Below are 20,760 nucleotides of genomic sequence, written 5' to 3'. Positions count from 1 at the left end.
CTATGACTCCGCCCCGGCAGCGCGGCGCTGCGCCTTGCCCAGCACGCTGACCAGGTAGCGCGCCGTGATGAACACGATGACCCAGAGCAGCAGCATGTAGGTGCTGCCCCGGGAGTAGTCCAGGTTGATGATGGAGTCCTCGAACGCACCGATCTGCAGTGTCCTGGTGGCCACGCCGGGCCCGCCCTGGGTCAACACGTAGATGTGGTCGAACACCTTGAGGTTGTCCATGAACCGGAAGATGACCGCGACCAGGATGTAGGGCCACAGCATCGGCAGCATCAGCTTGCGGAACATGTAAAACCAGCCCGCGCCGTCGACCTCGGACGCCTCGAACGGCTCCTTGGGCAGTGACCGGATCCCGGCGAGCACCAGGATGGCGACGAACGGGGTGAAGATCCACAGATCGACCAGGATCACCGACCACAGCGCGTTGGTCGCCGACAACCAGTCGAAGGTGTTCCCCAGCGCCAGAACGTGATTGAGGATGCCGAACTGCGGGTTGAACATCAATTTCCAGATGACGCCCGCGATCACCGGCGCGATCATCAGCGGCAGGATCAGCACCTTCTCGAACACCTTGCCGATCAGCGACGAGCGGTTCAGCAGCAGCGCCAGTCCCACCCCGATCACCGTCTCGATGACGGTGGCGACCACCGCGAAGATCGCGGTGACCTTGACGCTCTGCCAGAAGATCTGGTCACCCAGCACGGATTTGAAGTTGTCGAACCACACGAAGTGCGGATCGGGGTTCACCGCCGCATAGTTCAGGAATGCGTAGTAGGCGCCCACCGCGAACGGATACAGGATGCCGATGACGATCACCACGGCAGGCACCGACAGCAGGTAGGGACGCAGCCGGCGCCGCCAGGTCGGCACCTCGGGCACCGCGCGCGCCGAGTCCGCGCCGACCTGGTCGGCCGGGGCGGCGGGCTGTTGGGAGGTCTGCAAAGTCATGTCGCCGGCTCCTAGAGGTTGACCTTGGAGGTGTTGGTCTTGGCCAGGCTGCGCAATCGGGAGGCCGCGTCGTCACCGCCGTAGATGTCCTGCAGGGCGACCGCCCAGTCCTTGGTGGTGTCGAAGAACTTCTTCTGCGGCGTGAACTGGATTTTCGACGACCCGATGACGGTCTCGAACGCCTCGAGGTAGCCGGGCTGGTTCCCGGCGACGCGCTTGAAGGTGCTGTCGAACACCGACTTTCGGACCGGATCGGCGAAGATCCCGCCCTCGACGGCCTTGGTCATCGATTCCTTGCCGGTGGCCCACTGGATGAACAGCCAGGCCGGCAACTTGTTGGCGGAGTTGGCGTTCATCGCCCAGCTCCACGTCCAGAGGTTGGTCTTGTAGTTGCCGTCGGGACCGGCCGGACCGGCGTACCACCCGAGGTTGCCCGCTTCGGCGCTGGCCCCGGGCTTGTTCTTCGGATAGGTGGCGCTGTCGGCGTCGTAGACCATCATCGCCGTCCCGTCGCCGAGATCACCGGTGGCGTTGGGGTAGTCGTAGGTCGTCCACGACGTCGGACCCGCCTTCTGCTGCATCTCGATCCACTTGCGGGTGAAGTCGACGGCCCGGTCACTGTCCATCTCGGCGATCAGATCGGTGCCGTCGAACGTGTAGTCCACAGCCCCCTCGCGGACGTATTGGGTCATGAAACCGGGGTGGATCGTCGCCCAGGACTTCGACCCGCGCGTGGCGATGCCGTACCGGTTGGCGGAGCGATCAGTGAGGTCGATCGCCAACTGGATGAAGTCGTCGAAGTTGTCCGGCAGCCGGATCCCGCGGCGGTCGAAGTAGGCCTTGTTGTAGGCCACGACGTTGTTCTCGAATCCCCACGGGATGGCCCACTGGCCACCGCTGCCCAGCGGCTGGCCGGTGGTCAGGTCCCACCGGGTGGAGGTCCGCAGGCCGTCGAAGATGTCCTCGAAGTCGTACTCGGCCGAGGTGGCCGAGGTGTTCTGCAGCCACGGGCCGAGGTCCTCGATCCATCCCGGCGGGCCGTACTGCCAGATGAAGTAGGCACCGAGCATGAACGCGTCGTGCTTTCCGGTACCGCCGGCCAGTTCGGTGTTGAGTTTGGTGAAGTAGTCCGCCTCGGGCACCAGGTCGACGTTGACATCGATGCCCGTCAGCTCGGTGAACTCGGCGAGCATCGGCTGGTAGGACACCTGGTAGGGGTGCGGGGTCTGCAGGATGTTGATGGTCTGACCGGCGGCCTTCTTCCAGTCGAACCCGCCGGTGACGTCCGCGGCCCCGTTGGGGGCACTGGCCCGCCCGCCCACACCGCACGCCGACAGTATCGGCAGACCGGCCGCCGCGATGCCGGTAAAGCCCATGGCGGCCAGCATGTTTCGACGCGTCATGGGCCGGTGCGCGCCGAGGCGATTGCGTCCGGTCGGGGTTTCTGGGCTCATCACAGTCGCTTTCGCTACGCCGGAATCAGGGAGACCTTGACCGACTCCTTGCCGTTGGCCACCAGGTCGAGCCCCTTCTGGAAATCGGTGAGGGGCAGCTGATGCGTGCAGATCTCGTTCATCGGCAGGACGCCGGATTCGATCATCTTGATCGCGGCCGGCCAGCAGTACGGGCCCAGATGCGCGCCGAGGACATCGAGTTCCTTGTCGTCGCTGATGATGCTCCAGTCGACGGTGGCATCGCTGCCGAAGACGCCGTACTCGACGTAGCGGCCGAGCTTGCGCAACAGGTTCAGGCCCTGCGGCACGGCCGAGGTGTGGCCGGTGCCCTCCAGGTACACGTCGGCGCCGTAGCCGTCGGTGAGGTCCTTGATGATCTTCTCGGCGTCCTGTTCGGCGATGTTGATGGTGAGGTCGGCACCGCACTTCTCGGCGAGCTTGAGCTTCTCGGGCGCCATGTCCAGTGCGATCACCCGCATCGGGTTCTTCGCCTTGGCGCCGGCGACCATGCCCAGGCCGATGGGCCCGCACCCCGCCACCACCACGGTGTCCTCGAACAGGATCTGCGCGCGCTCGACGGCGTGCAGGGCGCAGGACAGCGGTTCGGCGAACGCCGCGTGGTGTGCCGGCACGTCCGGGGAAACCTTGTGCACCAACGCTTCTGCCGGGTACACCATGTAGCTGGCCATGGCTCCGGGGGTGCGGCGCTTGAAGCCGTACAGGTCGTGCGGCTGACACATGTGGTACTGGCCGCGCTTGCAGAACCGGCACTCCCAGCACGGGACGATCTGCTCGGACACCACGCGGTCGCCGACGGCGATGCCCCACCGCTGGGCGGCTTCGTCGTCGAGTTCGACGACGCGGCCCACGAATTCGTGCCCGGGGATCACCATGGTCTCGGCCCACGCCGGCCGGTTCTCGTCACCCCAGAACTTCGCCGCACCGTGGTAGCACTTCAGGTCACTGGCACAGATGCCGACGGCCTCGACCTTGATCAACGCCTCACCCGGGCGCCTTGTCGGTACCGCGACCTCTTCGAGTCGGTAGTCGTGCGGTCCATGGCACACCACCGCTTGCATCTTCTCGGGCGTCGAGCCTGACATCTGCGCTCCTGTGGATGTCGTCGGGATCATGTCCAACACCGCGGTCGGCGATGTGGGTCCAGTCACACTAACTCCGCCTGTGCACGAATGTCCAGAACAGTTGTTCAGCGAACATCTGACGTGGACAGGTGCTCAAATGGCATACTCCTGGCATGGCCAGCCACGCCAAGCCGACGCCTCCCACAGGAGCCTCCACCTCTTCACCCGAGGGGGAGCCCGGGCACTTTCCGGCGTCGCTGCTGTATCAGGCGGCCAAGTTGTACTACTCCGAGGAGGCCACTCAGGCCGAGGTCGCGGCACAGCTCGGCACCAGCAGGGCGACGGTCAGCCGGCTGCTGGCCGAGGCCAAGCGGCGGGGCATCGTCCGGATCGAGGTGATACCTCCGTCGGACGTCGAGGTGGGCGATCTGTCCGACCGGCTGGCACGCGCGCTGTCGCTGGCCAAGGTGGTGCTGAGCCTGCCGGTTCCCGCGCCGGGACCGGGCCGCACCACTCTGGACGTGATGGGCGGCGTGCTCGCCCCGGCCGTCGGCCGGGCGCTGTCGACGGCCGGCCTGTTGGCCGGCGACGTGCTGCTGGTGTCGTCGGGACGGACGGTGTACGAGGTCGCGCAGTACGACCTGCCGCCGCTGCCCGGCGTCCTCGTCGCGCCGACGGTGGGCGGGAACGACCAGCCCGAGGCGTGGTACCAGACCAACGAGATCACCCGGCTGGTCGCCGCCCGGGTTGCCGGCCGGCCCAATTACCTTTTCGCCCCGGCACTTCCGGGCCCGGACCTGTATCCGTCGCTGCGCAACGACCCCAGCATCCAACGCGTCCTGGATCTCTGGCCGCAGGCCCGGTGCGCCCTGATGGGGGTGGGCGCCCCGCCGCTGATGCGCTCGGACATCCCCCGGTTCGTCCCGACCGAGTCGACCTCGCTGCGCGCGGCAGTCGGCGACGTGTGCTCGCGGTTCTACGACCGGGCGGGCGATCCGGTCGAATTCGACGGCAGCGGACGGCTCATCGCGGTGGAACTGGAGGCGCTCCGCCACATTCCGGTGACGATCGCCGTGGCGATCGGCGCCGAGAAGATCGACTCGATCGTCGCGGGCGCCCGCGGCGGCTACTTCAATCAGCTCGTCACCGACCCTGCCACGGCGACGGCGATCCTCACCCACCTGGAGAAGGCGTGACGACAATGGCGATGCCCCGGTACGCGGGTGCACTCCGGCTGGACGGCAAGCGCGCGTTGATCACCGGCGCGACCAAGGGCATCGGCGCCGACATCGCCGCGGCGTTCGCGTCGGCCGGCGCGAATCTGGTGCTCAGCGGCCGCGACGAGGGCGAGCTGGACGAAGCGCGGTCGACGTTGGCCGACCGGTTCGGCGTCCAGATCCGCACCGTCGCAATCGATCTGGCGGAACCGGCGGCGCCCGCGGAGTTGGCCAGGATCGCCGGCGGCGCGTTCGACGGCCTTGATGTCCTGGTCAACAACGCCGGCGTCTCGTACCCGCAGCCGGCCGCCGAAACCGACCCCGCCCAGTTCGACGCGACCATCGCGGTGAACCTGCGGGCTCCCGCCCTGCTGGCGTCGGCGGTCGGCGCCACGATGGTGGCGGCGGGCACCGGCGGGTCGATCATCACCGTGGCCTCGGCGGCCGCGTTGGCCCCGCTGCCCGACCACTACGCGTACTGCGCGTCGAAGGCCGGCCTGGTCATGGCGACCAAGGTGCTCGCCCGTGAGCTGGGGCCGCACGGCATCCGGGCGAACTCGGTCTGCCCGACAGTGGTGCTGACCGAGATGGGGCAGCGGGTGTGGGGCGACGAGGTGAAGGCCGCGCCGATGCTCGCGCGGATTCCGCTCGGTCGCTTCGCCGTTCCGCAGGAAGTGTCCGACACCGTGGTGTGGCTGGCATCCGACATGGCCGCGATGATCAACGGCGTGGACATCGCGATCGACGGCGGTTACACGATGGGCTGAGGCTCGCGGCGGTCCAGGTTCGCGAGCCTGTGCACCTGGTCTCTGGTGGCCGGGTAGAGCTCGCGCCAGCCCGCGTACAGCTCCTCGTAGAGCTCCTGGTTGGCCGGGTCGGGTTCGATCTCACGTGCGATCCGGGCCCAGTCCGTCGTCGCCGGTACCACTCCGGCGCCGATGCCGGCCAACAGCGCATCGCCGTAGCTGGCGCCGATGGCCTGTTCGGGGACCAGCTGCGACCGTCCGGTGACGTCGCTGACGGTCTGAGCCCAGATCGGACTGCGGAGTCCGCCGCCGACCGCGACGGTCCTGGTGCCGCTGTGGGCGTCGTCGAAGCGTTCCAAAATCTGCCGGATACCGAACGCGATGCCCTCGTACGCCGCCCGGAACAGGTGGCCCCTGGTGTGCCGCAGCGTCAGCCCGGCGACCACTCCCCTGGCCTGCGGATCGAACACCGGCGTGCGCTCACCGGCGAGGTACGGAAGCACCAGCAGTCCCTCGCTACCCGGAGGGACCGCACGCGCCTCGGCCATCAGGTCGTCGAAGGACGCGCCGCCGGTCACCGTCTGCAACCAGTTGATCAGGCTGCCCGCGGTCGAGGTGCCCGCGGCCAGCGCATGGCTGCCGTGCGCGACGCCGGCCGTGGTCCACAACGCCGGATCGCTGTGGTACTCGTCGATGACCTGGACGATGAACATCGTCGAGCCGTACATCAGCATCTGATCGCCGGGCGCGCGCACGCCGACGGAGAACGCCTCGGAGTACGCGTCGACGGCGCCCGCCACGACCGGTGTGCCGACCGGGACCCCGGACGCGTCGGCTCCCTCGGCGGTGACCGTCCCGACCACCTCGCTGGGCCACACCAACCGCGGCGACGGGATGTGCCCGCTGATGCGCTCCGCCCACTCGCGGTTCCAGTCGAAGTCGCGCGTCGCGTACATCGGGTCGCACTGGCTGGCGGTGTGATGGTCGATGACGTACTCGCCGGTCAGCTTCGCCGCGATGTAGGAGTTGGACCCGTACCAGCCGCGGGCCCGCGCGAACACGCCGGGCTCGTTCCGGCGCACCCATTCGAGTTTCGGGCCGACGGCCTGGCTCGACAGCAGCGTCCCGGCCCGGTCGAGGATGTTCTGCTCTCCGAATTCGGCTGTCAGGGCATCGATTTCAGCCGTGGCACGGGTGTCGATGCCGTACAGGATGGCGGGACGCAGTGGCCGGTGATCGGAGTCGCACAACACCAGGCACGGACCCACACCGCTCACACACATCGCCGCGAGCCGGCCGCCACCGGGCATCTTGGCCATCAGCGCACGGGCGATCGTGCAGACCTCGCGCCACCACACGGCTTCGGCGTCGACCTCGGCCCACCCGGGCCGCGGCAGATCCATCGAATGCGGGATCGTCTCCGTGGCGATCACCGACCCCGCGGTATCCACCAGGACGCCTTTCGTGCTTCCCGTCCCCATGTCGATTCCGAGCAGCAAGTCCACCCGACAGACCCTACGTCGGGCCGGCGGGCCGCGAGCCCGGCTTCAGGGTTGCGATGTCGTCGTCATTCGCGACCCTGGCGCCCGGCTCGGCGAGCACCCCCCTTTTGCCCGCGAGCAGACACAAACTCGCGCAACACGCCTACGACACGCCCGATTTCGCGTCTGCTCGCGCCCGGAACTCAGCGGCCCCGACAACGACGAAGGTCGCGGACTCCGGAGAGTCCGCGACCTTGTCTCGTGTGGGCGAAGGGGGACTTGAACCCCCACGTCCCGAAGGACACTGGCACCTGAAGCCAGCGCGTCTGCCATTCCGCCACTCGCCCGAATGACCGAGGGAGCCTATCACGCACGGCTCCCGGCATCCCAACCGTACTTCGGCACCCCCTTGTTCTCCAAAACGGGTACACACAGATCCGTGACCAGCACCGATGGCTTTCTCAGAGAACTGTTGGTCCCGCGTGCGCACCCATGGCCGATAGCATGCATGCAAGCATCGCTGCCGGTCGACGCGCCGGTGGCGGCGTGGTGCGAGCAGAAATCACCCAGTCGATGACGGAGGCGAACAGGACCATGGGACTCGTCGGCCGCTTCGAGCGCAAGCTCGAGGATTCGGTCGGTGATGCCTTCGCCCGGGTGTTCGGCGGCTCCATCGTCCCCGCGGAAGTCGAGTCGCTTCTGCATCGGGAGGCCGATGCGGGCGCTCGTAAAGTCCACGGTGGACGCATTTTGGCCCCGAACGACTACGTCATTACCCTCAGTGTGCCTGACTTTCGGAAGGTGAATGCCGATCCGGACATCACCGCGACCACGTTCGCCAAGCACTTGGAGGGATACATCCATGAGCAGGGATGGCAAACGTATGGTGATGTGGTCGTCAGATTCGAGCAGTCACCCACCCTGCACACCGGACAGTTTCGCGCGCGTGGCGTGGTCAATCCCGACGCGGCCACAGATGAACCCGCTCCACCTTCACGAGACGTCACGTCCCAGGCAGAACCAGGAGTACCAGCGATGACCGACAATCCGAGCTACCGCGGCGGCCCAGGACAGGGTCGGCCAGACGAGTACTACAACCGTCCGGAGAACCGTCCCGAGGGCCGCCCCGAAGACGAGGGCTACCCCCGCCAGGACGCCCGCCCCGAAGACCAGCGCGGCGGCTACCCGCCTGCGGATCAGGGCGGCTACCCGCCTGCCGATCAGGGCTATCCCCCTCAGGAGCAGGGGTATCCGCCCCGCGGCGGCTACCCGGAGCAGGGGGGTTACCAAGACCAGGGCGGCTACCCCCAGGGTGGCTACCCGCCGCCGTCGTACGAGCAGCGTCCCCCGGCCGGCTACGGGCCGCCGTCGGGCGGCTACCCGCCGCACAACTACGAGCAGCGCCCCCCTGCCGGCTACGGCCCGCCCCCCGGCGGACCCGGCTACGGCGCTCCGTCCAACGACTATGACTACGGCCGCCGCCCCGACGAGGGTGGCTACGGTCAGGGCCGTCCGGCCTACCCGGACCAGGGTGGCTATCCCGAGCAGGGCGGCTACCCGGACCAGGGCGGTTACGGTCAGCAGCCCTACGGACGCCAGGACTACGGCCAGCCCGATTACGGCCGCTACGGCGAGGCCCCGGCCGGTTACGGCGACCAGGGTTACGGCGAGCCCGCCGGCTACGGCGACCAGGGCTACGGCGCACCCGCCGGGCAGCAGGGCGGTTACGGCGGCTACGGCGCCGGACAGGGCGACTACCCCGCCGGCGCGACGGTCACGCTGCAGCTCGACGACGGCAGCGGACGCACCTACCAGCTGCGTGAAGGCGCCAATGTGATCGGTCGCGGACAGGACGCGCAGTTCCGTCTCCCCGACACGGGTGTGTCACGACGGCACCTGGAAATCCGTTGGGACGGTCATGTCGCGCTATTGTCAGACCTCAATTCCACCAACGGCACCACGGTGAACAACGCTCCGGTTCAGGAGTGGCAGCTGGCCGACGGCGACGTCATCCGGCTCGGACACTCCGAGATCATCGTCCGCGTTCACTGAGGCGCGCCGCTGAGGGAAGCGGTCGCGTGCACGCCACGTCGATCGACGCCCCACAAGGTGGCGTGCCGATAGGACGGGACGGAGAGGACGTCAGATGCAGGGGCTTGTTCTGCAGCTGACCCGTGTCGGCTTCCTGTTGCTGCTGTGGCTGTTCATCTGGTCCGTGCTGCGCATCCTGCGCACCGACATCTACGCACCCACCGGCGCGGTGATGGTGCGGCGCGGGCTGGCGCTGCGCGGGACGATTCTGCCCAGCCGGGGCCGGCGCACGGTTCCGCGCCAGCTCGTGGTCACCGAGGGCGCCCTGGCCGGCACCCGCATCACGCTGGGCACCCAGCCGGTGCTGATCGGCCGGGCCGATGACTCGACGCTCGTGCTGACCGACGATTACGCCTCTACCCGCCACGCCCGGCTCTCCCCGCGAGGTCCGGAATGGTACGTAGAGGACCTAGGATCAACCAACGGTACATACCTCGACAGGGCGAAGGTGACGACAGCGGTACGAGTTCCGATGGGCACACCGGTGCGGATCGGCAAGACGGTGATCGAGTTGCGCCCGTGACACTCGTTCTTCGATATGCAGCCCGTAGCGACCGGGGGTTGGTGCGCGCCAACAACGAGGACTCCGTCTACGCGGGGGCCCGGCTGCTGGCGCTGGCCGACGGCATGGGCGGCCACGCCGCAGGTGAGGTCGCCTCGCAGCTGGTGATCGCCGCGCTGGCACACCTCGACGACGACGAGCCCGGCGGAGACCTGCTCAGTAAGCTCGACGCCGCGGTGCGCGACGGCAACGCCGCGATCGCCGCGCACGTCGAGGAGGACCCCGAGCTCGAGGGCATGGGCACCACGCTGACGGCGATCCTGTTCGCCGGCAACCGGCTCGGGCTGGTGCACATCGGCGACTCCCGCGGCTACCTGCTGCGCGACGGCGAACTCACCCAGATCACCAAGGACGACACGTTCGTCCAGACCCTGGTCGACGAGGGCCGGATCACCGCCGAGGAGGCCCACAGCCATCCGCAGCGGTCGCTGATCATGCGCGCGCTGACCGGCCACGAGGTCGAGCCGACGCTGATCATGCGGGAGGCCCGCGCCGGCGACCGCTACCTGCTGTGCTCGGACGGGCTCTCCGACCCGGTCAGCCAGGACACCATCGCCGAGGCGCTGCAGATCCCCGATGTCGCCGAGAGCGCCGACCGCCTCATCGAACTGGCCCTGCGCGGCGGCGGTCCCGACAACGTCACCGTGGTGGTGGCCGACGTCGTCGACTACGACTACGGCCAGACCCAGCCGATCCTGGCGGGCGCGGTGTCCGGCGACGACGACCAGACGGCCCCGCCGAACACCGCGGCAGGCCGCGCGTCGGCGTTCAATCCGAAACGCAACGCCGCCAAACGTGTTGTGCCGCAACCCGAGGAACCCCCACCGCGCCCCCCGTCGCGTCGGCGCATGATCATCGCCGCGACCGTGCTGGTCCTTGTGGTGCTGGCGGGCCTGGCAGTCGGACGCGAGATCGTGCGGAACAACTACTACGTCAGCGAGCACGACGGCACCGTCTCCATCATGCGGGGTGTTCAGGGCTCCTTTCTCGGAGTGTCCTTGCAGGAGCCATATCTCCTCGGATGCCTGAACAACCGCAACGAACTCTCCCTCATCAGCGCCGACCAGTCCGGTGACCCCCGGGACTGCCGCCTCCTCGCCGTCGGTGACATCCGTCCCTCAGAGCGCGCCCAGGTGATCGCCGGGCTGCCGTCCGGCTCGCTGGACGAGGCCATCGGCCAGATCGAGGAACTGTCCCGCAGCTCCGTGCTGCCGGTGTGCGCGACCCCGACGCCTACCCCGACACCGAAGCCGGCTCCCCCTCCCGCGCCGACGTCCGCGTCGCCGCGGCCCGCCCCGACGTCGGCCTCCGGCGCACCGGAATCGCCTGCGCCGTCGGCGAATCCGCGCCCGAGAAGCCCTGCGCCCGCGACCCCGCGCGCCTCGGCCCCACCGACCCCGTCGGGATCGGCGCCGCCCGCTCCCCCGCCCGCCGCCACACCGTCGCCGTCGCCGACGGTCACCGCGCTGCCCCCACCGCCGCCTGAACCGGGAACGAACTGCCGGGAAGTCGCATGACGACCCAGCCGCAGCCCGTCGTCTCGGTCGCCCCGCCGCTGCCGAACCGCCGCAACGCCGAGCTCGCGTTGCTCGCGTTCGCGGCGGCGATCACGACCCTCGCACTGCTGTTGGTCGAGGCCAACCAGGAGCAGGGGCTGCGCTGGGATCTCGCCCAGTACACCGTCGCGTATCTGGCGCTGTTCACCGGCGCGCATCTGGCCGTGCGCCGCTTCGCCCCGTACGCCGATCCGCTGCTGCTGCCGGTGGTGGCGCTGCTGAACGGTCTCGGCCTGGTGATGATCCACCGCCTGGACCTGCCCGAAGGCCAGGCCACCGCCCAGGGCCTCGGCGGCACCGCGAACCAGCAGATGCTCTGGACGCTGGCCGGAGTGCTCGGGTTCTCCGCGGTGGTGATCTTCCTGCGCGACCACCGCATGCTGTCGCGCTACGGCTACGTGTGCGGGCTGACCGGCCTGATCCTGCTCGCGATCCCGGCGGTGCTGCCCCGGTCGATGTCGGAGCAGAACGGCGCCAAGATCTGGATTCAGTTCCCCGGCTTCTCGATTCAGCCGGCCGAGTTCTCCAAGATCCTGCTGCTGGTGTTCTTCGCGTCGGTGCTGGTGTCCAAGCGCAGCCTGTTCACCAGCGCCGGCAAGCACGTCCTCGGCATGGATCTGCCGCGCCCGCGTGACCTCGCGCCGCTGCTGGCGGCGTGGATCGCGTCGATCGGCGTGATGATCTTCGAGAAGGACCTCGGAACATCGCTGCTGCTGTACGCGTCTTTCCTCGTGATGGTCTACATCGCGACCGAACGGTTCAGCTGGGTGGTGCTGGGGCTGGGGCTGTTCGCCGCGGGAAGCGTGGCCGCCTACTACATGTTCGACCACGTGCGGGTGCGCGTGCAGACGTGGCGCGACCCGTTCGCCGATCCCGACGGGGCCGGCTACCAGATGGTGCAGTCGCTGTTCAGCTTCGCCACCGGTGGCATCTTCGGCACCGGCCTGGGCAATGGCCAGCCCGGCACCGTCCCGGCCGCGTCCACCGACTTCATCATTGCTGCGATCGGGGAAGAGCTTGGGCTGGTTGGCCTTTCGGCTGTGCTGATGCTCTACACCATCGTCATCATCCGCGGTCTGCGGACGGCGATCGCGGTGCGCGACAGCTTCGGCAAGCTGCTGGCCGCCGGGTTGTCCGCGACGCTGGCAATCCAGTTGTTCATCGTCGTCGGCGGTGTCACGAAGCTGATCCCGCTGACCGGCCTGACCACCCCTTGGATGTCCTACGGCGGCTCGTCTCTGGTCGCGAACTATCTGCTGCTGGCCATCCTGGTGCGCATCTCCCACAACGCGCGTAAGCCGATCTCGACCAAGGCACTGCCCTCGGGCAACATTGCGGGCGCCAGTACCGAGGTGATCCAGAAAGTATGAACACCTCACTTCGCCGCATCTCGGTCATGATCATGGCGCTGATCGTGCTGCTCCTGGCCAACGCGACCCTGACGCAGGTCTTCACCGCCGACGGGCTCCGCGCCGATCCGCGCAACCAGCGGGTGCTGCTCGACGAGTACTCCCGCCAGCGTGGGCAGATCTCGGCGGGTGGTCAGCTGCTCGCCTATTCGGTGAAGACCGAGGGCCGCTTCCGGTTCCTGCGCGTCTACCCGGATCCGCAGGCCTACGCGCCGGTCACCGGCTTCTACTCGCTGAGCTACTCGAGCTCCGGTCTGGAGCGCGCCGAGGACACCGTCCTCAACGGCTCCGACGAGCGGCTGTTCGGGCGCCGGCTCGCCGACTTCTTCACCGGCCGCGATCCGCGCGGCGGCAACGTCTCGACCACCATCAACCCCGAGGTCCAGCAGGCGGCATGGGACGCGATGGAGGACGGCTGCAACGGACCGTGCAAGGGCTCCGTGGTCGCGCTGGAGCCGTCGACCGGGAAGATCCTGGCACTGGTGTCGGCACCGTCCTACGACCCGAACCTGCTGGCCACCCACGACATCACCGAGCAGGCCGCCGCGTGGGAGGCGCTGCGCGACGACCCCGACTCGCCGCTGCTGAACCGCGCGATCTCCGAGACCTACCCGCCCGGCTCGACGTTCAAGGTCGTCACCACCGCCGCCGCGCTGCAGTCCGGCGCCACCCCGCAGACGCAGCTGACCGCGGCGCCGCAGATCCCGCTGCCGAACAGCACCGCGACGCTGGAGAACTTCGGCGGCATGTCCTGCGGCGGCGGTCCGACCGCCACGCTGGAGTACGCCTTCGCCCACTCCTGCAACACCGCGTTCGTCCAGCTCGGCGTCGATACCGGCGCCGACGCGCTGCGCTCGACCGCGGCCGATTTCGGGGTGGACACCCCGGCCCCGGCGATCCCGCTTCAGGTCGCCGAATCCACAGTCGGACCGATCGCCGACGACGCGGCGCTCGGCATGTCCAGCATCGGACAGAAGGACGTCGCGGTGACGCCACTGCAGAACGCGATGATCGCCGCGACCGTCGCCAACAAGGGTGTGACCATGACGCCGTACCTGGTGGACAGCCTCAAAGGCCCGGACCTGGCGACGATCGCCACCACGGCGCCCACCGAACAGCGGCGAGCGGTACCCGAGCAGGTCGCAGATACACTTACGGACCTGATGGTCGCCGCCGAGCAGGTGACGCAGCAGAAGGGAGCCATCGCCGGCGTGCAGATCGCATCCAAGACCGGCACTGCGGAGCACGGCACGGACCCGCGCAACACGCCGCCGCATGCCTGGTACATCGCCTTCGCGCCCGCTCAGGCACCCAAAGTCGCGGTCGCGGTACTCGTCGAGAACGGTGGCGACCGCCTCGGAGCCACCGGCGGCGCGCTGGCCGCACCGATCGGGCGCGCGACGATCGCGGCGGCGCTGAGGGAGGCATCATGAGTCCCCGCAGCCGAGCGAAGCGAGGCGAGAAATGAGCCCCCGCGTGGGAGTCACGCTGTCCGGCCGGTACCGCCTCCAGCGGCTGATCGCGACCGGCGGCATGGGCCAGGTCTGGGAGGGTGTCGACTCCCGGCTGGGACGCCGTGTGGCGATCAAGGTCCTCAAGGCGGAGTACTCGACCGACTCCGAGTTCGTCGAACGCTTCCGCGCCGAGGCGCGCACCGTCGCGATGCTCAACCACCCCGGCATCGCCGGCGTGTACGACTACGGCGAGACCGACATCGACGGCGAGGGCCGCACCGCGTACCTGGTGATGGAACTCGTCAACGGTGAGCCGCTGAACTCGGTGATCAAGCGGACCGGCCGGCTGTCGCTGCGACACGCGCTGGACATGCTCGAGCAGACCGGCCGCGCGCTGCAGGTCGCGCACAGCGCCGGCCTGGTGCACCGCGACGTCAAGCCCGGCAACATCCTGATCACCCCGACCGGCCAGGTGAAGCTCACCGACTTCGGCATCGCCAAGGCCGTCGACGCCGCCCCGGTCACGCAGACCGGCATGGTGATGGGCACCGCCCAGTACATCGCGCCCGAGCAGGCTCTCGGGCACGACGCGACCGCGGCCAGCGACGTGTACTCGCTCGGCGTGGTCGGCTACGAGGCCGTCTCCGGCAAGCGCCCGTTCACCGGCGACGGCGCGCTGACCGTCGCGATGAAGCACATCAAGGAGACGCCGCCGCCGCTGCCCGCCGATCTGCCGCCGAACGTCCGCGAGCTGATCGAGATCACGCTCGTGAAGAACCCCGGCCAGCGGTACAAGTCGGGGGGACCGTTCGCCGATGCGGTGGCTGCTGTGCGTGCCGGCCGTAGGCCGCCGCGACCCAACGCGGCGCCGTCGATCGGTCGTGCCGCCCCGGCCGCGGTGCCGCCGGCGATCCAGAACCGTCCGGATCCGACCGGGCGCGCCCCGGCCGCGACCGCACGTACCCGCACGACCGGGAGCCATCACCGCTCGGCGCCCCCGGCGCGGCGCACGTTCTCGTCGGGTCAGCGCGCCTTGTTGTGGGCCGCCGGTGTGCTCGGTGCGCTGGCGATCGTGATCGCGATCCTGATCGTGCTGAACCACCAGGACAAACAGAACAGTCCGACGCGCAGCACGGTCACCGAGACGCCGAGCAGTGAGACGACGCCCGAGTCGCCGGTGGAGGGAACCCCGGGTGCCGCGCCGCCGATCGAGGGCCATGGCCCGGGGGAAAACTGGGTATCCCCACCCGTTAATAACGCGTCACCGCCGGTGACGCTGTACGCCCTGGAACAGATACCGCGATGACGACCCCACAGCACCTTTCCGACCGCTACGAAGTCGGTGAGATTCTGGGCTTCGGAGGCATGTCCGAGGTCCACCTGGCGCGCGACCTTCGCCTGCACCGCGATGTCGCGATCAAGGTGCTGCGCGCCGACCTGGCCCGCGATCCGAGTTTCTACCTGCGCTTCCGCCGGGAAGCGCAGAACGCCGCCGCACTGAATCATCCCGCGATCGTCGCCGTCTACGACACCGGCGAGGCCGAGACGCCGACCGGCCCGCTGCCCTACATCGTGATGGAGTACGTCGACGGCGTGACGCTGCGCGACATCGTGCACAACGAGGGACCGATGCCGCCCAAGCGCGCCATCGAGGTCATCGCCGATGCGTGCCAGGCCCTGAACTTCAGCCACCAGCACGGCATCATCCACCGCGACGTCAAGCCCGCCAACATCATGATCAGCCAGAGCGGCGCGGTGAAGGTGATGGATTTCGGCATCGCCCGCGCGCTCGCCGATGCCGGCAACCCGGTCACCCAGACCGCCGCGGTGATCGGCACCGCGCAGTACCTGTCTCCCGAGCAGGCGCGCGGGGTCAAGGTCGACGCCCGGTCGGACGTGTACTCGCTCGGGTGCGTCCTCTACGAGCTGCTGACCGGCGAACCACCGTTCGTCGGGGACTCCCCCGTCGCGGTCGCCTATCAGCACGTCCGCGAGGATCCGGTGCCGCCGTCGGCGCGGCATGAGGGCATCTCCCCCGAGCTCGACGCGGTGGTGCTCAAGGCGCTGGCGAAGAATCCGGACAACCGGTACCAGACGGCCGCCGAGATGCGTACCGACCTGGTCAAGGTGCACAGCGGCGAGACGCCGGACGCGCCGAAGGTGCTCACCGACGCCGAGCGCACCTCGCTCCTGTCGGCGACCCCGTCGCACCGGACCGAGCCCGTCGAACCCGTCGGCGCGCACCAGCCCCGCTACGACGACCGCAGCAGCGGCGGATCGCTGGGCCGATGGCTGATCGCCGTCGCGGTGCTGGCGGTGCTCACGGTGCTGGTCACGATCGGCATCAACGCGTTCGGCGGCGAGACGCGCGATGTCCAGGTGCCCGATGTGCACGGGCTGACCTCGGCCGACGCGATCGCCACCCTGCAGAACCGTGGGTTCTCGATCCGCACGCAGCAGAAACCGGATTCCGAGGTGCCGCCGGATCACGTCATCGACACCGATCCGGACGCGAACGCGTCGGTCGCGGCGGGCGACGAGATCACCGTGAACGTCTCGACCGGCCCCGAGCAGCGCGAGGTGCCCGACGTATCCGGTCTGAGCTACTCCGACGCGGTGCGCAGGCTGACCGCGGCCGGCTTCGAGAAGTTCCGCCAGACCACGTCGACCTCGCTGCCCGAGCAGAAGGACCGCGTGCTCTCCACGGTGCCGCCCGCCAACCAGACGTCGGCGATCACCAACGAGATCACCGTCGTAGTCGGCAAGGGCCCGGCGACGGCGCCCGTCCCCGACTGCGTCGCTCAGAGCGTGGACGTCTGCCAGCAGGTCCTGGCCGCATCCGGCTTCACGAAGTCCGTGCCGGTCGAAGTGGACAGCACCGTGGCGGCCGGTCAGGTCGTCGGGCTGGAACCGGCGGCCGGACAGACCGTGCCGCAGGACACGGTCATCCAGATCCAGGTGTCGCGCGGCAACCAGTTCGTGATGCCGGACCTGAGCGGGCAGTTCTGGACCGACGCGGAGCCGCGCCTGCGCGCACTGGGTTGGACGGGTGTGCTCGACAAGGGCGGCGACGTGCAGAACAGCGGTCAGCGCACCAACGCGGTGGTCCGGCAGAGCCCGCCGGCGGGCAGCGGCGTGAACTACGGCGCGACGATCACGCTGAACTTCGCGTCGTAGCGGCCGCGACGGCGCCGGCGACCTCGTCCTCGAGCTGACGGACCAGGGTCTCGGCCGGTGCCGCGCCGCAGTACCCGAGCCAGTTGGCCAGCATCCGGTGCCCGCCCTGGGTCAGGATCGACTCGGGATGGAACTGCACGCCGTGCACGGGCAGTTCGCGGTGCTGGACGCCCATGATGACGCCCCCCTCGGTGCGGGCGATGACCTCGAGCTCGTCGGGCACCGTCTCCGGCAGGATCGTCAGCGAGTGGTACCGCGTCGCGGTGAACGGGTCGGGCAGCCCTTTGAGCACGCCGGCATCGGCGTGGTAGACGGTGCTGGTCTTGCCGTGCAGCAGCTCCGGAGCCCGGTCCACGGTGCCGCCGAAGGCCACCCCGATCGCCTGATGACCCAGGCACACGCCGAGCAGCGGAGTGCCCGCGGCCGCACACGCGTGCACCAACGGGATCGTCGCGCCGGCCCGCTCCGGGGTGCCCGGTCCGGGGCTCAGCAACACGCCGTCGAACTCGGCGGCCGCGCGGGCGATGCCGGCATCGGAGGACAGCCGGTCGTCGTCGTTGCGCCACACCTGAGCCTCGACGCCGAGCTGGCCGAGGTACTGGACCAGGTTGAACACGAAGCTGTCGTAGTTGTCGACGACCAAGACCTGCATCAGCACAGGTTACCGGCAGCGGCGGGGCGGCTCAGTAGCCGAGCGGGCCGATCGGCTGGGCGTACTTCATGCGGACCGCCTCGGTGTGCCCGACCAGTTCCACGTCGCGGACCTCCTCGGTGTAGCCGAGCCCGAACCGGACGGCGTAGCGCTTGTACAGCGTGACGAGGGGCGCCGCGGCCAGTGCCTCCTGCATCGCCGCGGAATCGCCGACCGCGGAGATCACATACGGCGGGCTGTAGGTGCGGCCGTTGAGCAGCAGCGTGTTGCCGACGCACCGCGGTGCCGAGGTCGCGATGATGCGCTGGTCCTGCACCTGGATACCCTCGGCGCCCGCACTCCACATCGCATTGATGACGCCCTGAATGTCCTGCTGGTGCACGACGAGGTCGTCGGGGGACGCGTCGCGGGGGAACCGGCCGTGGGCGTCGCGTTGCGCATCGTTGAGCGTGACGACGAGGCCCGGCCCGCGCAGAGGTGTCAGGCCCGCGGCCGCGGCGAGCGCGTCTCCGCGGTTGGTGATGGCCGTCAGCGCGGCCTCGGCTCCGGGGGAGCCGCCGTGATGGTTGTCGATGCTCGAGGCCAGCGCACTCTGCTGGGCGCTGAGCCGGTCCACCGAATGCTGTGATTCCCGGACCAGGTCGACGAGTCGGGGGGCGTCGCTGCTGCGGATCTCGTCGCCGCCGGAGACCCCGTGGGTGGCGCCGAGGAGCAGGCCCGCGGCCACACACACCACCGGGACGCCGACGCGCCACCCGGAGCGGGTGCGCGCTGGGGTGTCCTTGCCGGTCATCTGTCTTCGTCGGTCATCGTCGTCCTGGCCTTCCGTAGGTGGCGTAGGTGAGGTCCGGAAGTGCGCGGATCGCCTGCGTTAGGCTCTCCCTAAACATCGTCGCACTGACCGGCCACAAAGTGGCACCGGCGACAGACGCGGCGCCGATCGTTCGAAGGTACGCATGCCCAAGTCCAAGGTCCGTAAGAAGAACGACTTCACCATCAACCCGGTGAGCCGGACTCCGGTCAAGGTCAAGGCCGGGCCGTCGAGTACGTGGTTCGTGGTGCTGTTCGTGAGCCTGATGCTGATCGGTCTGGTGTGGCTGATCGTCTTCCAGCTCGCCGGCAGTGGCCCCGACGTTCCTGGCTTCCTGCAGTGGATGGCCGATCTGAACGTGTGGAACTACGCCATCGCGTTCGCTTTCATGATCACGGGTTTGCTGCTGACAATGCGCTGGCGATGACGGGTACGGGCGGCCAGATGAATTCATCGTGGTCGCCTGTTGTTCGTCCGACGGTCACCCGGACGTCACCGGATCACACGGATGTGATTCATCCCCATTGGGGATAGCACTTGTGGATAACCGCCGTTTCTCGCGGTAGAAGGGTGTGAAGTACCGGTGCAGCAAACACAGTGGCAACCGCAGACCGCAGCCATCGTGGTGCAGGGAATCCTGGGCATCCTGCTGGCCGTTTTCGCTGTGACGCTGGTCACAGACACGCCAGGGCGCGTCCTGATCGGCCTGGCCGCAGTCGGCCTGATCTTGTTTGCGCTCATGTCGTGGCGCGCGCGGCCCAAGCTAGCAATCACCGAGGACGGCCTGGTACACCGCGGCTGGTTCACCACGCGTCAACTCACGCGCGGGGACATCACACGGATCCGGATCACGGAGTTCCGCCGGATCGGCCGCAAAGTCCGGCTTCTGGAGATCGACACCGTGGACGACCGGCTGCTCGTGCTGAGCCGGTGGGATCTGGGTACCGATCCGCTGACGGTGCTCGACGCACTCACCGACGCCGGGTACGCACCCGGCGCCGGTGCGGGGGAGACCCCGTAGCAGCGTCTAGGAAATGGTGATCGACTCGATCACGACCGGATCGACGGGGCGGTCGCTGCGGTCGGTCGGCGTCGTCGCGATCGCGTCGACGACCTTCTTCGACTCCTCGTCGACGACCTCACCGAAGATGGTGTGGCGGCGGTTCAGGTGCGGGGTCTCGGTCACGGTGATGAAGAACTGCGAGCCGTTGGTCCCCGGCCCGGCATTGGCCATCGCCAGCAGGTAGGGCTTGTCGAACTGCAGCTCCGGGTGGAACTCGTCGGCGAACTTGTAGCCCGCGTCGCCGCGGCCGGTGCCCGTCGGGTCGCCGCCCTGGATCATGAAGCCGTCGATGACGCGGTGGAAGATCACGCCGTCGTAGAACGGCCCCGACGAGCCGCCCGACGCGTTCTCCGTGCTGTACTCCTTGGTTCCCTGGGCCAGTCCGACGAAATTGGACACGGTCTTGGGGGCGTGGTTTCCGAAGAGTGCGATCTTGATGTCGCCGCGGTTGGTATGCAGGGTCGCGGTCGCGGTCTGAATGGGACTCGTCACGGGAATCCAGTCTGCCACGCGCCCTCGCGGGCCAACCGGGCACCGTGCGCTCCACGGGATGGCAGGCTGAAGGTGCGACATCCGTCCATCGAGAAAGGGGTGGGAAATGAGCTCCACGACCCGCGAACACCTGACACCCGGCCAGCGCCTCGGGCGCGGCCTGAAGTACTCGACCGTCGGTCCGGTCGATGTGACCAGGGGAGCGGTGGGGCTCAGCGTCGACTCGGTGCGGTCGTCTGCCGCGTGGGTCGGTGACCGCTACCGCCGCAGCAAGGTCGCCCGCCAGCTGCGCGAGGAGCTGTCGTCCGCACAGCAGGTGATCGCGGCCGAGGTCGCCGCCGCCCAGGAGGTCGTCGCGAACCTGCCCGAGGTGCTGCAGAAGGCCCGCAAGCCACGGCGACGGGTGCGCCCGTGGCTGCTCGCCGGCGTCGGCGTCGCATTGCTGGCCGGGGGAGCGGTGACGTTCTCCATCCTGCGCCGATCGGCCCAACCGGATCCGTCTCCGCTGCCGCCGAGCGTCGAAGTGACGCCGAAGCCCTAGCGAAAGCTGTTCGCG

At 68.7% G+C, this 20,760-nt stretch carries 19 protein-coding genes and 1 tRNA gene; 12 read left to right on the top strand and 8 right to left on the bottom strand.

The genetic code is table 11. From position 1 onward, the window contains the following. From BST38_RS07885 to eltD, 3 genes are all read right to left on the bottom strand, one after another. Entirely contained in the window at positions 1-957 is a 957-nt protein-coding gene (locus tag BST38_RS07885) for a carbohydrate ABC transporter permease (protein ID WP_083142699.1), read from the bottom strand. A gap of 11 nt (positions 958-968) precedes the next feature. Continuing rightward, positions 969-2,360, bottom strand: coding sequence for an ABC transporter substrate-binding protein (locus BST38_RS07880; RefSeq protein WP_083142698.1), 1,392 nt, complete (start codon positions 2,358-2,360; stop codon positions 969-971). A gap of 65 nt (positions 2,361-2,425) precedes the next feature. Continuing rightward, positions 2,426-3,514, bottom strand: coding sequence for an erythritol/L-threitol dehyrogenase (gene eltD / locus BST38_RS07875; RefSeq protein WP_083142697.1), 1,089 nt, complete (start codon positions 3,512-3,514; stop codon positions 2,426-2,428). A gap of 152 nt (positions 3,515-3,666) precedes the next feature. On the opposite strand from eltD, the gene BST38_RS07870 reads away from it, so the two are divergent. Together BST38_RS07870 and BST38_RS07865 are read left to right on the top strand one after the other, a co-directional pair. Next, positions 3,667-4,689: a sugar-binding transcriptional regulator gene (locus tag BST38_RS07870; RefSeq protein ID WP_083142696.1), complete on the top strand. Its 1,023-nt coding sequence runs from the start codon at positions 3,667-3,669 to the stop codon at positions 4,687-4,689. 5 nt (positions 4,690-4,694) lie between these two features. Further along, complete coding sequence (locus BST38_RS07865) at positions 4,695-5,477, top strand: SDR family NAD(P)-dependent oxidoreductase (RefSeq protein WP_110781677.1); 783 nt, start codon at positions 4,695-4,697, stop codon at positions 5,475-5,477. On the opposite strand, the gene BST38_RS07860 is transcribed toward BST38_RS07865, so the two are convergent. Further along, a complete protein-coding gene (locus BST38_RS07860; RefSeq protein WP_083142694.1) occupies positions 5,462-6,961 on the bottom strand; it encodes an FGGY-family carbohydrate kinase in 1,500 nt (499 codons plus the stop codon). The genes BST38_RS07865 and BST38_RS07860 overlap by 16 nt on opposite strands. Positions 6,962-7,201: 240 nt before the next feature. Then, positions 7,202-7,284: transfer RNA gene (locus BST38_RS07855), tRNA-Leu, on the bottom strand. Between the two features lie 247 nt (positions 7,285-7,531). On the opposite strand from BST38_RS07855, the gene BST38_RS07850 reads away from it, so the two are divergent. The 7 genes from BST38_RS07850 to pknB all read left to right on the top strand — a co-directional run bounded on the left by BST38_RS07850 (position 7,532) and on the right by pknB (position 17,186). Beyond that, positions 7,532-8,989 carry an FHA domain-containing protein gene (locus BST38_RS07850; protein ID WP_083142693.1) on the top strand — a complete coding sequence of 486 codons (1,458 nt, stop codon included), beginning with the start codon at positions 7,532-7,534 and terminating at the stop codon, positions 8,987-8,989. Between the two features lie 94 nt (positions 8,990-9,083). Then, on the top strand, positions 9,084-9,551 hold the full coding sequence (locus BST38_RS07845) for an FHA domain-containing protein FhaB/FipA (protein ID WP_083142692.1): 468 nt from the start codon (positions 9,084-9,086) through the stop codon (positions 9,549-9,551). Beyond that, positions 9,548-11,107: a PP2C family protein-serine/threonine phosphatase gene (locus BST38_RS07840; protein WP_083142691.1), complete on the top strand. Its 1,560-nt coding sequence runs from the start codon at positions 9,548-9,550 to the stop codon at positions 11,105-11,107. The genes BST38_RS07845 and BST38_RS07840 overlap by 4 nt, the downstream gene beginning before the upstream one ends. Beyond that, positions 11,104-12,516 carry a peptidoglycan glycosyltransferase RodA gene (locus tag BST38_RS07835; RefSeq protein ID WP_083142690.1) on the top strand — a complete coding sequence of 471 codons (1,413 nt, stop codon included), beginning with the start codon at positions 11,104-11,106 and terminating at the stop codon, positions 12,514-12,516. The genes BST38_RS07840 and BST38_RS07835 overlap by 4 nt, the downstream gene beginning before the upstream one ends. Further along, positions 12,513-13,988 (top strand): D,D-transpeptidase PbpA, encoded by a 1,476-nt coding sequence (gene pbpA, locus BST38_RS07830; protein WP_083142689.1) that lies wholly within the window; start codon positions 12,513-12,515, stop codon positions 13,986-13,988. The genes BST38_RS07835 and pbpA overlap by 4 nt, the downstream gene beginning before the upstream one ends. A 31-nt stretch (positions 13,989-14,019) precedes the next feature. Next, a complete protein-coding gene (locus BST38_RS07825; RefSeq protein ID WP_083142688.1) occupies positions 14,020-15,315 on the top strand; it encodes a protein kinase domain-containing protein in 1,296 nt (431 codons plus the stop codon). Beyond that, on the top strand, positions 15,312-17,186 hold the full coding sequence (gene pknB / locus BST38_RS07820; protein ID WP_083142687.1) for a Stk1 family PASTA domain-containing Ser/Thr kinase: 1,875 nt from the start codon (positions 15,312-15,314) through the stop codon (positions 17,184-17,186). Before BST38_RS07825 ends, pknB begins: the two co-directional genes overlap by 4 nt. Here the strand turns inward: pknB and BST38_RS07815 are convergent. Beyond that, positions 17,164-17,838 carry an aminodeoxychorismate/anthranilate synthase component II gene (locus tag BST38_RS07815; protein ID WP_083142776.1) on the bottom strand — a complete coding sequence of 225 codons (675 nt, stop codon included), beginning with the start codon at positions 17,836-17,838 and terminating at the stop codon, positions 17,164-17,166. The two genes, pknB and BST38_RS07815, sit on opposite strands and share 23 nt — an antisense overlap. 31 nt (positions 17,839-17,869) lie before the next feature. After that, positions 17,870-18,631 carry a DUF881 domain-containing protein gene (locus BST38_RS07810; RefSeq protein ID WP_083142686.1) on the bottom strand — a complete coding sequence of 254 codons (762 nt, stop codon included), beginning with the start codon at positions 18,629-18,631 and terminating at the stop codon, positions 17,870-17,872. A 163-nt stretch (positions 18,632-18,794) separates the two neighbouring features. Here BST38_RS07810 and crgA point away from each other — a divergent pair, with 163 nt between their 5' ends. After that, a complete protein-coding gene (gene crgA, locus BST38_RS07805) occupies positions 18,795-19,076 on the top strand; it encodes a cell division protein CrgA (protein WP_083142685.1) in 282 nt (93 codons plus the stop codon). 156 nt (positions 19,077-19,232) lie between these two features. After that, complete coding sequence (locus tag BST38_RS07800; RefSeq protein WP_083142684.1) at positions 19,233-19,670, top strand: PH domain-containing protein; 438 nt, start codon at positions 19,233-19,235, stop codon at positions 19,668-19,670. A 6-nt stretch (positions 19,671-19,676) separates the two neighbouring features. Here BST38_RS07800 and BST38_RS07795 read toward each other — a convergent pair whose 3' ends face one another. After that, complete coding sequence (locus BST38_RS07795; RefSeq protein WP_181791976.1) at positions 19,677-20,222, bottom strand: peptidylprolyl isomerase; 546 nt, start codon at positions 20,220-20,222, stop codon at positions 19,677-19,679. Between the two features lie 88 nt (positions 20,223-20,310). Here BST38_RS07795 and cwsA point away from each other — a divergent pair, with 88 nt between their 5' ends. Then, positions 20,311-20,745, top strand: a complete 435-nt coding sequence (gene cwsA, locus BST38_RS07790) for a cell wall synthesis protein CwsA (protein WP_083142682.1) — start codon at positions 20,311-20,313, stop codon at positions 20,743-20,745. Positions 20,746-20,760: the final 15 nt, after the last annotated feature.

Source organism: Mycolicibacterium parafortuitum (genome assembly GCF_002086815.1).
Taxonomy (GTDB): domain Bacteria; phylum Actinomycetota; class Actinomycetes; order Mycobacteriales; family Mycobacteriaceae; genus Mycobacterium; species Mycobacterium parafortuitum.
This window is presented reverse-complemented; position numbering and strand designations above follow the sequence as displayed.

Coding starts and splice junctions, on each gene's coding strand:
- BST38_RS07825 (WP_083142688.1), top strand. CDS start 14,020: ATGAGCCCCCGCGTGGGAGTCACGCTGTCCGGCCGGTACCGCCTCCAG.
- BST38_RS07845 (WP_083142692.1), top strand. CDS start 9,084: ATGCAGGGGCTTGTTCTGCAGCTGACCCGTGTCGGCTTCCTGTTGCTG.
- BST38_RS07850 (WP_083142693.1), top strand. CDS start 7,532: ATGGGACTCGTCGGCCGCTTCGAGCGCAAGCTCGAGGATTCGGTCGGT.
- eltD (WP_083142697.1), bottom strand. CDS start 3,514: ATGTCAGGCTCGACGCCCGAGAAGATGCAAGCGGTGGTGTGCCATGGA.
- BST38_RS07880 (WP_083142698.1), bottom strand. CDS start 2,360: ATGACGCGTCGAAACATGCTGGCCGCCATGGGCTTTACCGGCATCGCG.
- pknB (WP_083142687.1), top strand. CDS start 15,312: ATGACGACCCCACAGCACCTTTCCGACCGCTACGAAGTCGGTGAGATT.
- BST38_RS07865 (WP_110781677.1), top strand. CDS start 4,695: ATGGCGATGCCCCGGTACGCGGGTGCACTCCGGCTGGACGGCAAGCGC.
- BST38_RS07885 (WP_083142699.1), bottom strand. CDS start 957: ATGACTTTGCAGACCTCCCAACAGCCCGCCGCCCCGGCCGACCAGGTC.
- cwsA (WP_083142682.1), top strand. CDS start 20,311: ATGAGCTCCACGACCCGCGAACACCTGACACCCGGCCAGCGCCTCGGG.
- BST38_RS07815 (WP_083142776.1), bottom strand. CDS start 17,838: ATGCAGGTCTTGGTCGTCGACAACTACGACAGCTTCGTGTTCAACCTG.
- pbpA (WP_083142689.1), top strand. CDS start 12,513: ATGAACACCTCACTTCGCCGCATCTCGGTCATGATCATGGCGCTGATC.
- BST38_RS07810 (WP_083142686.1), bottom strand. CDS start 18,631: ATGACCGGCAAGGACACCCCAGCGCGCACCCGCTCCGGGTGGCGCGTC.
- BST38_RS07870 (WP_083142696.1), top strand. CDS start 3,667: ATGGCCAGCCACGCCAAGCCGACGCCTCCCACAGGAGCCTCCACCTCT.
- crgA (WP_083142685.1), top strand. CDS start 18,795: ATGCCCAAGTCCAAGGTCCGTAAGAAGAACGACTTCACCATCAACCCG.
- BST38_RS07835 (WP_083142690.1), top strand. CDS start 11,104: ATGACGACCCAGCCGCAGCCCGTCGTCTCGGTCGCCCCGCCGCTGCCG.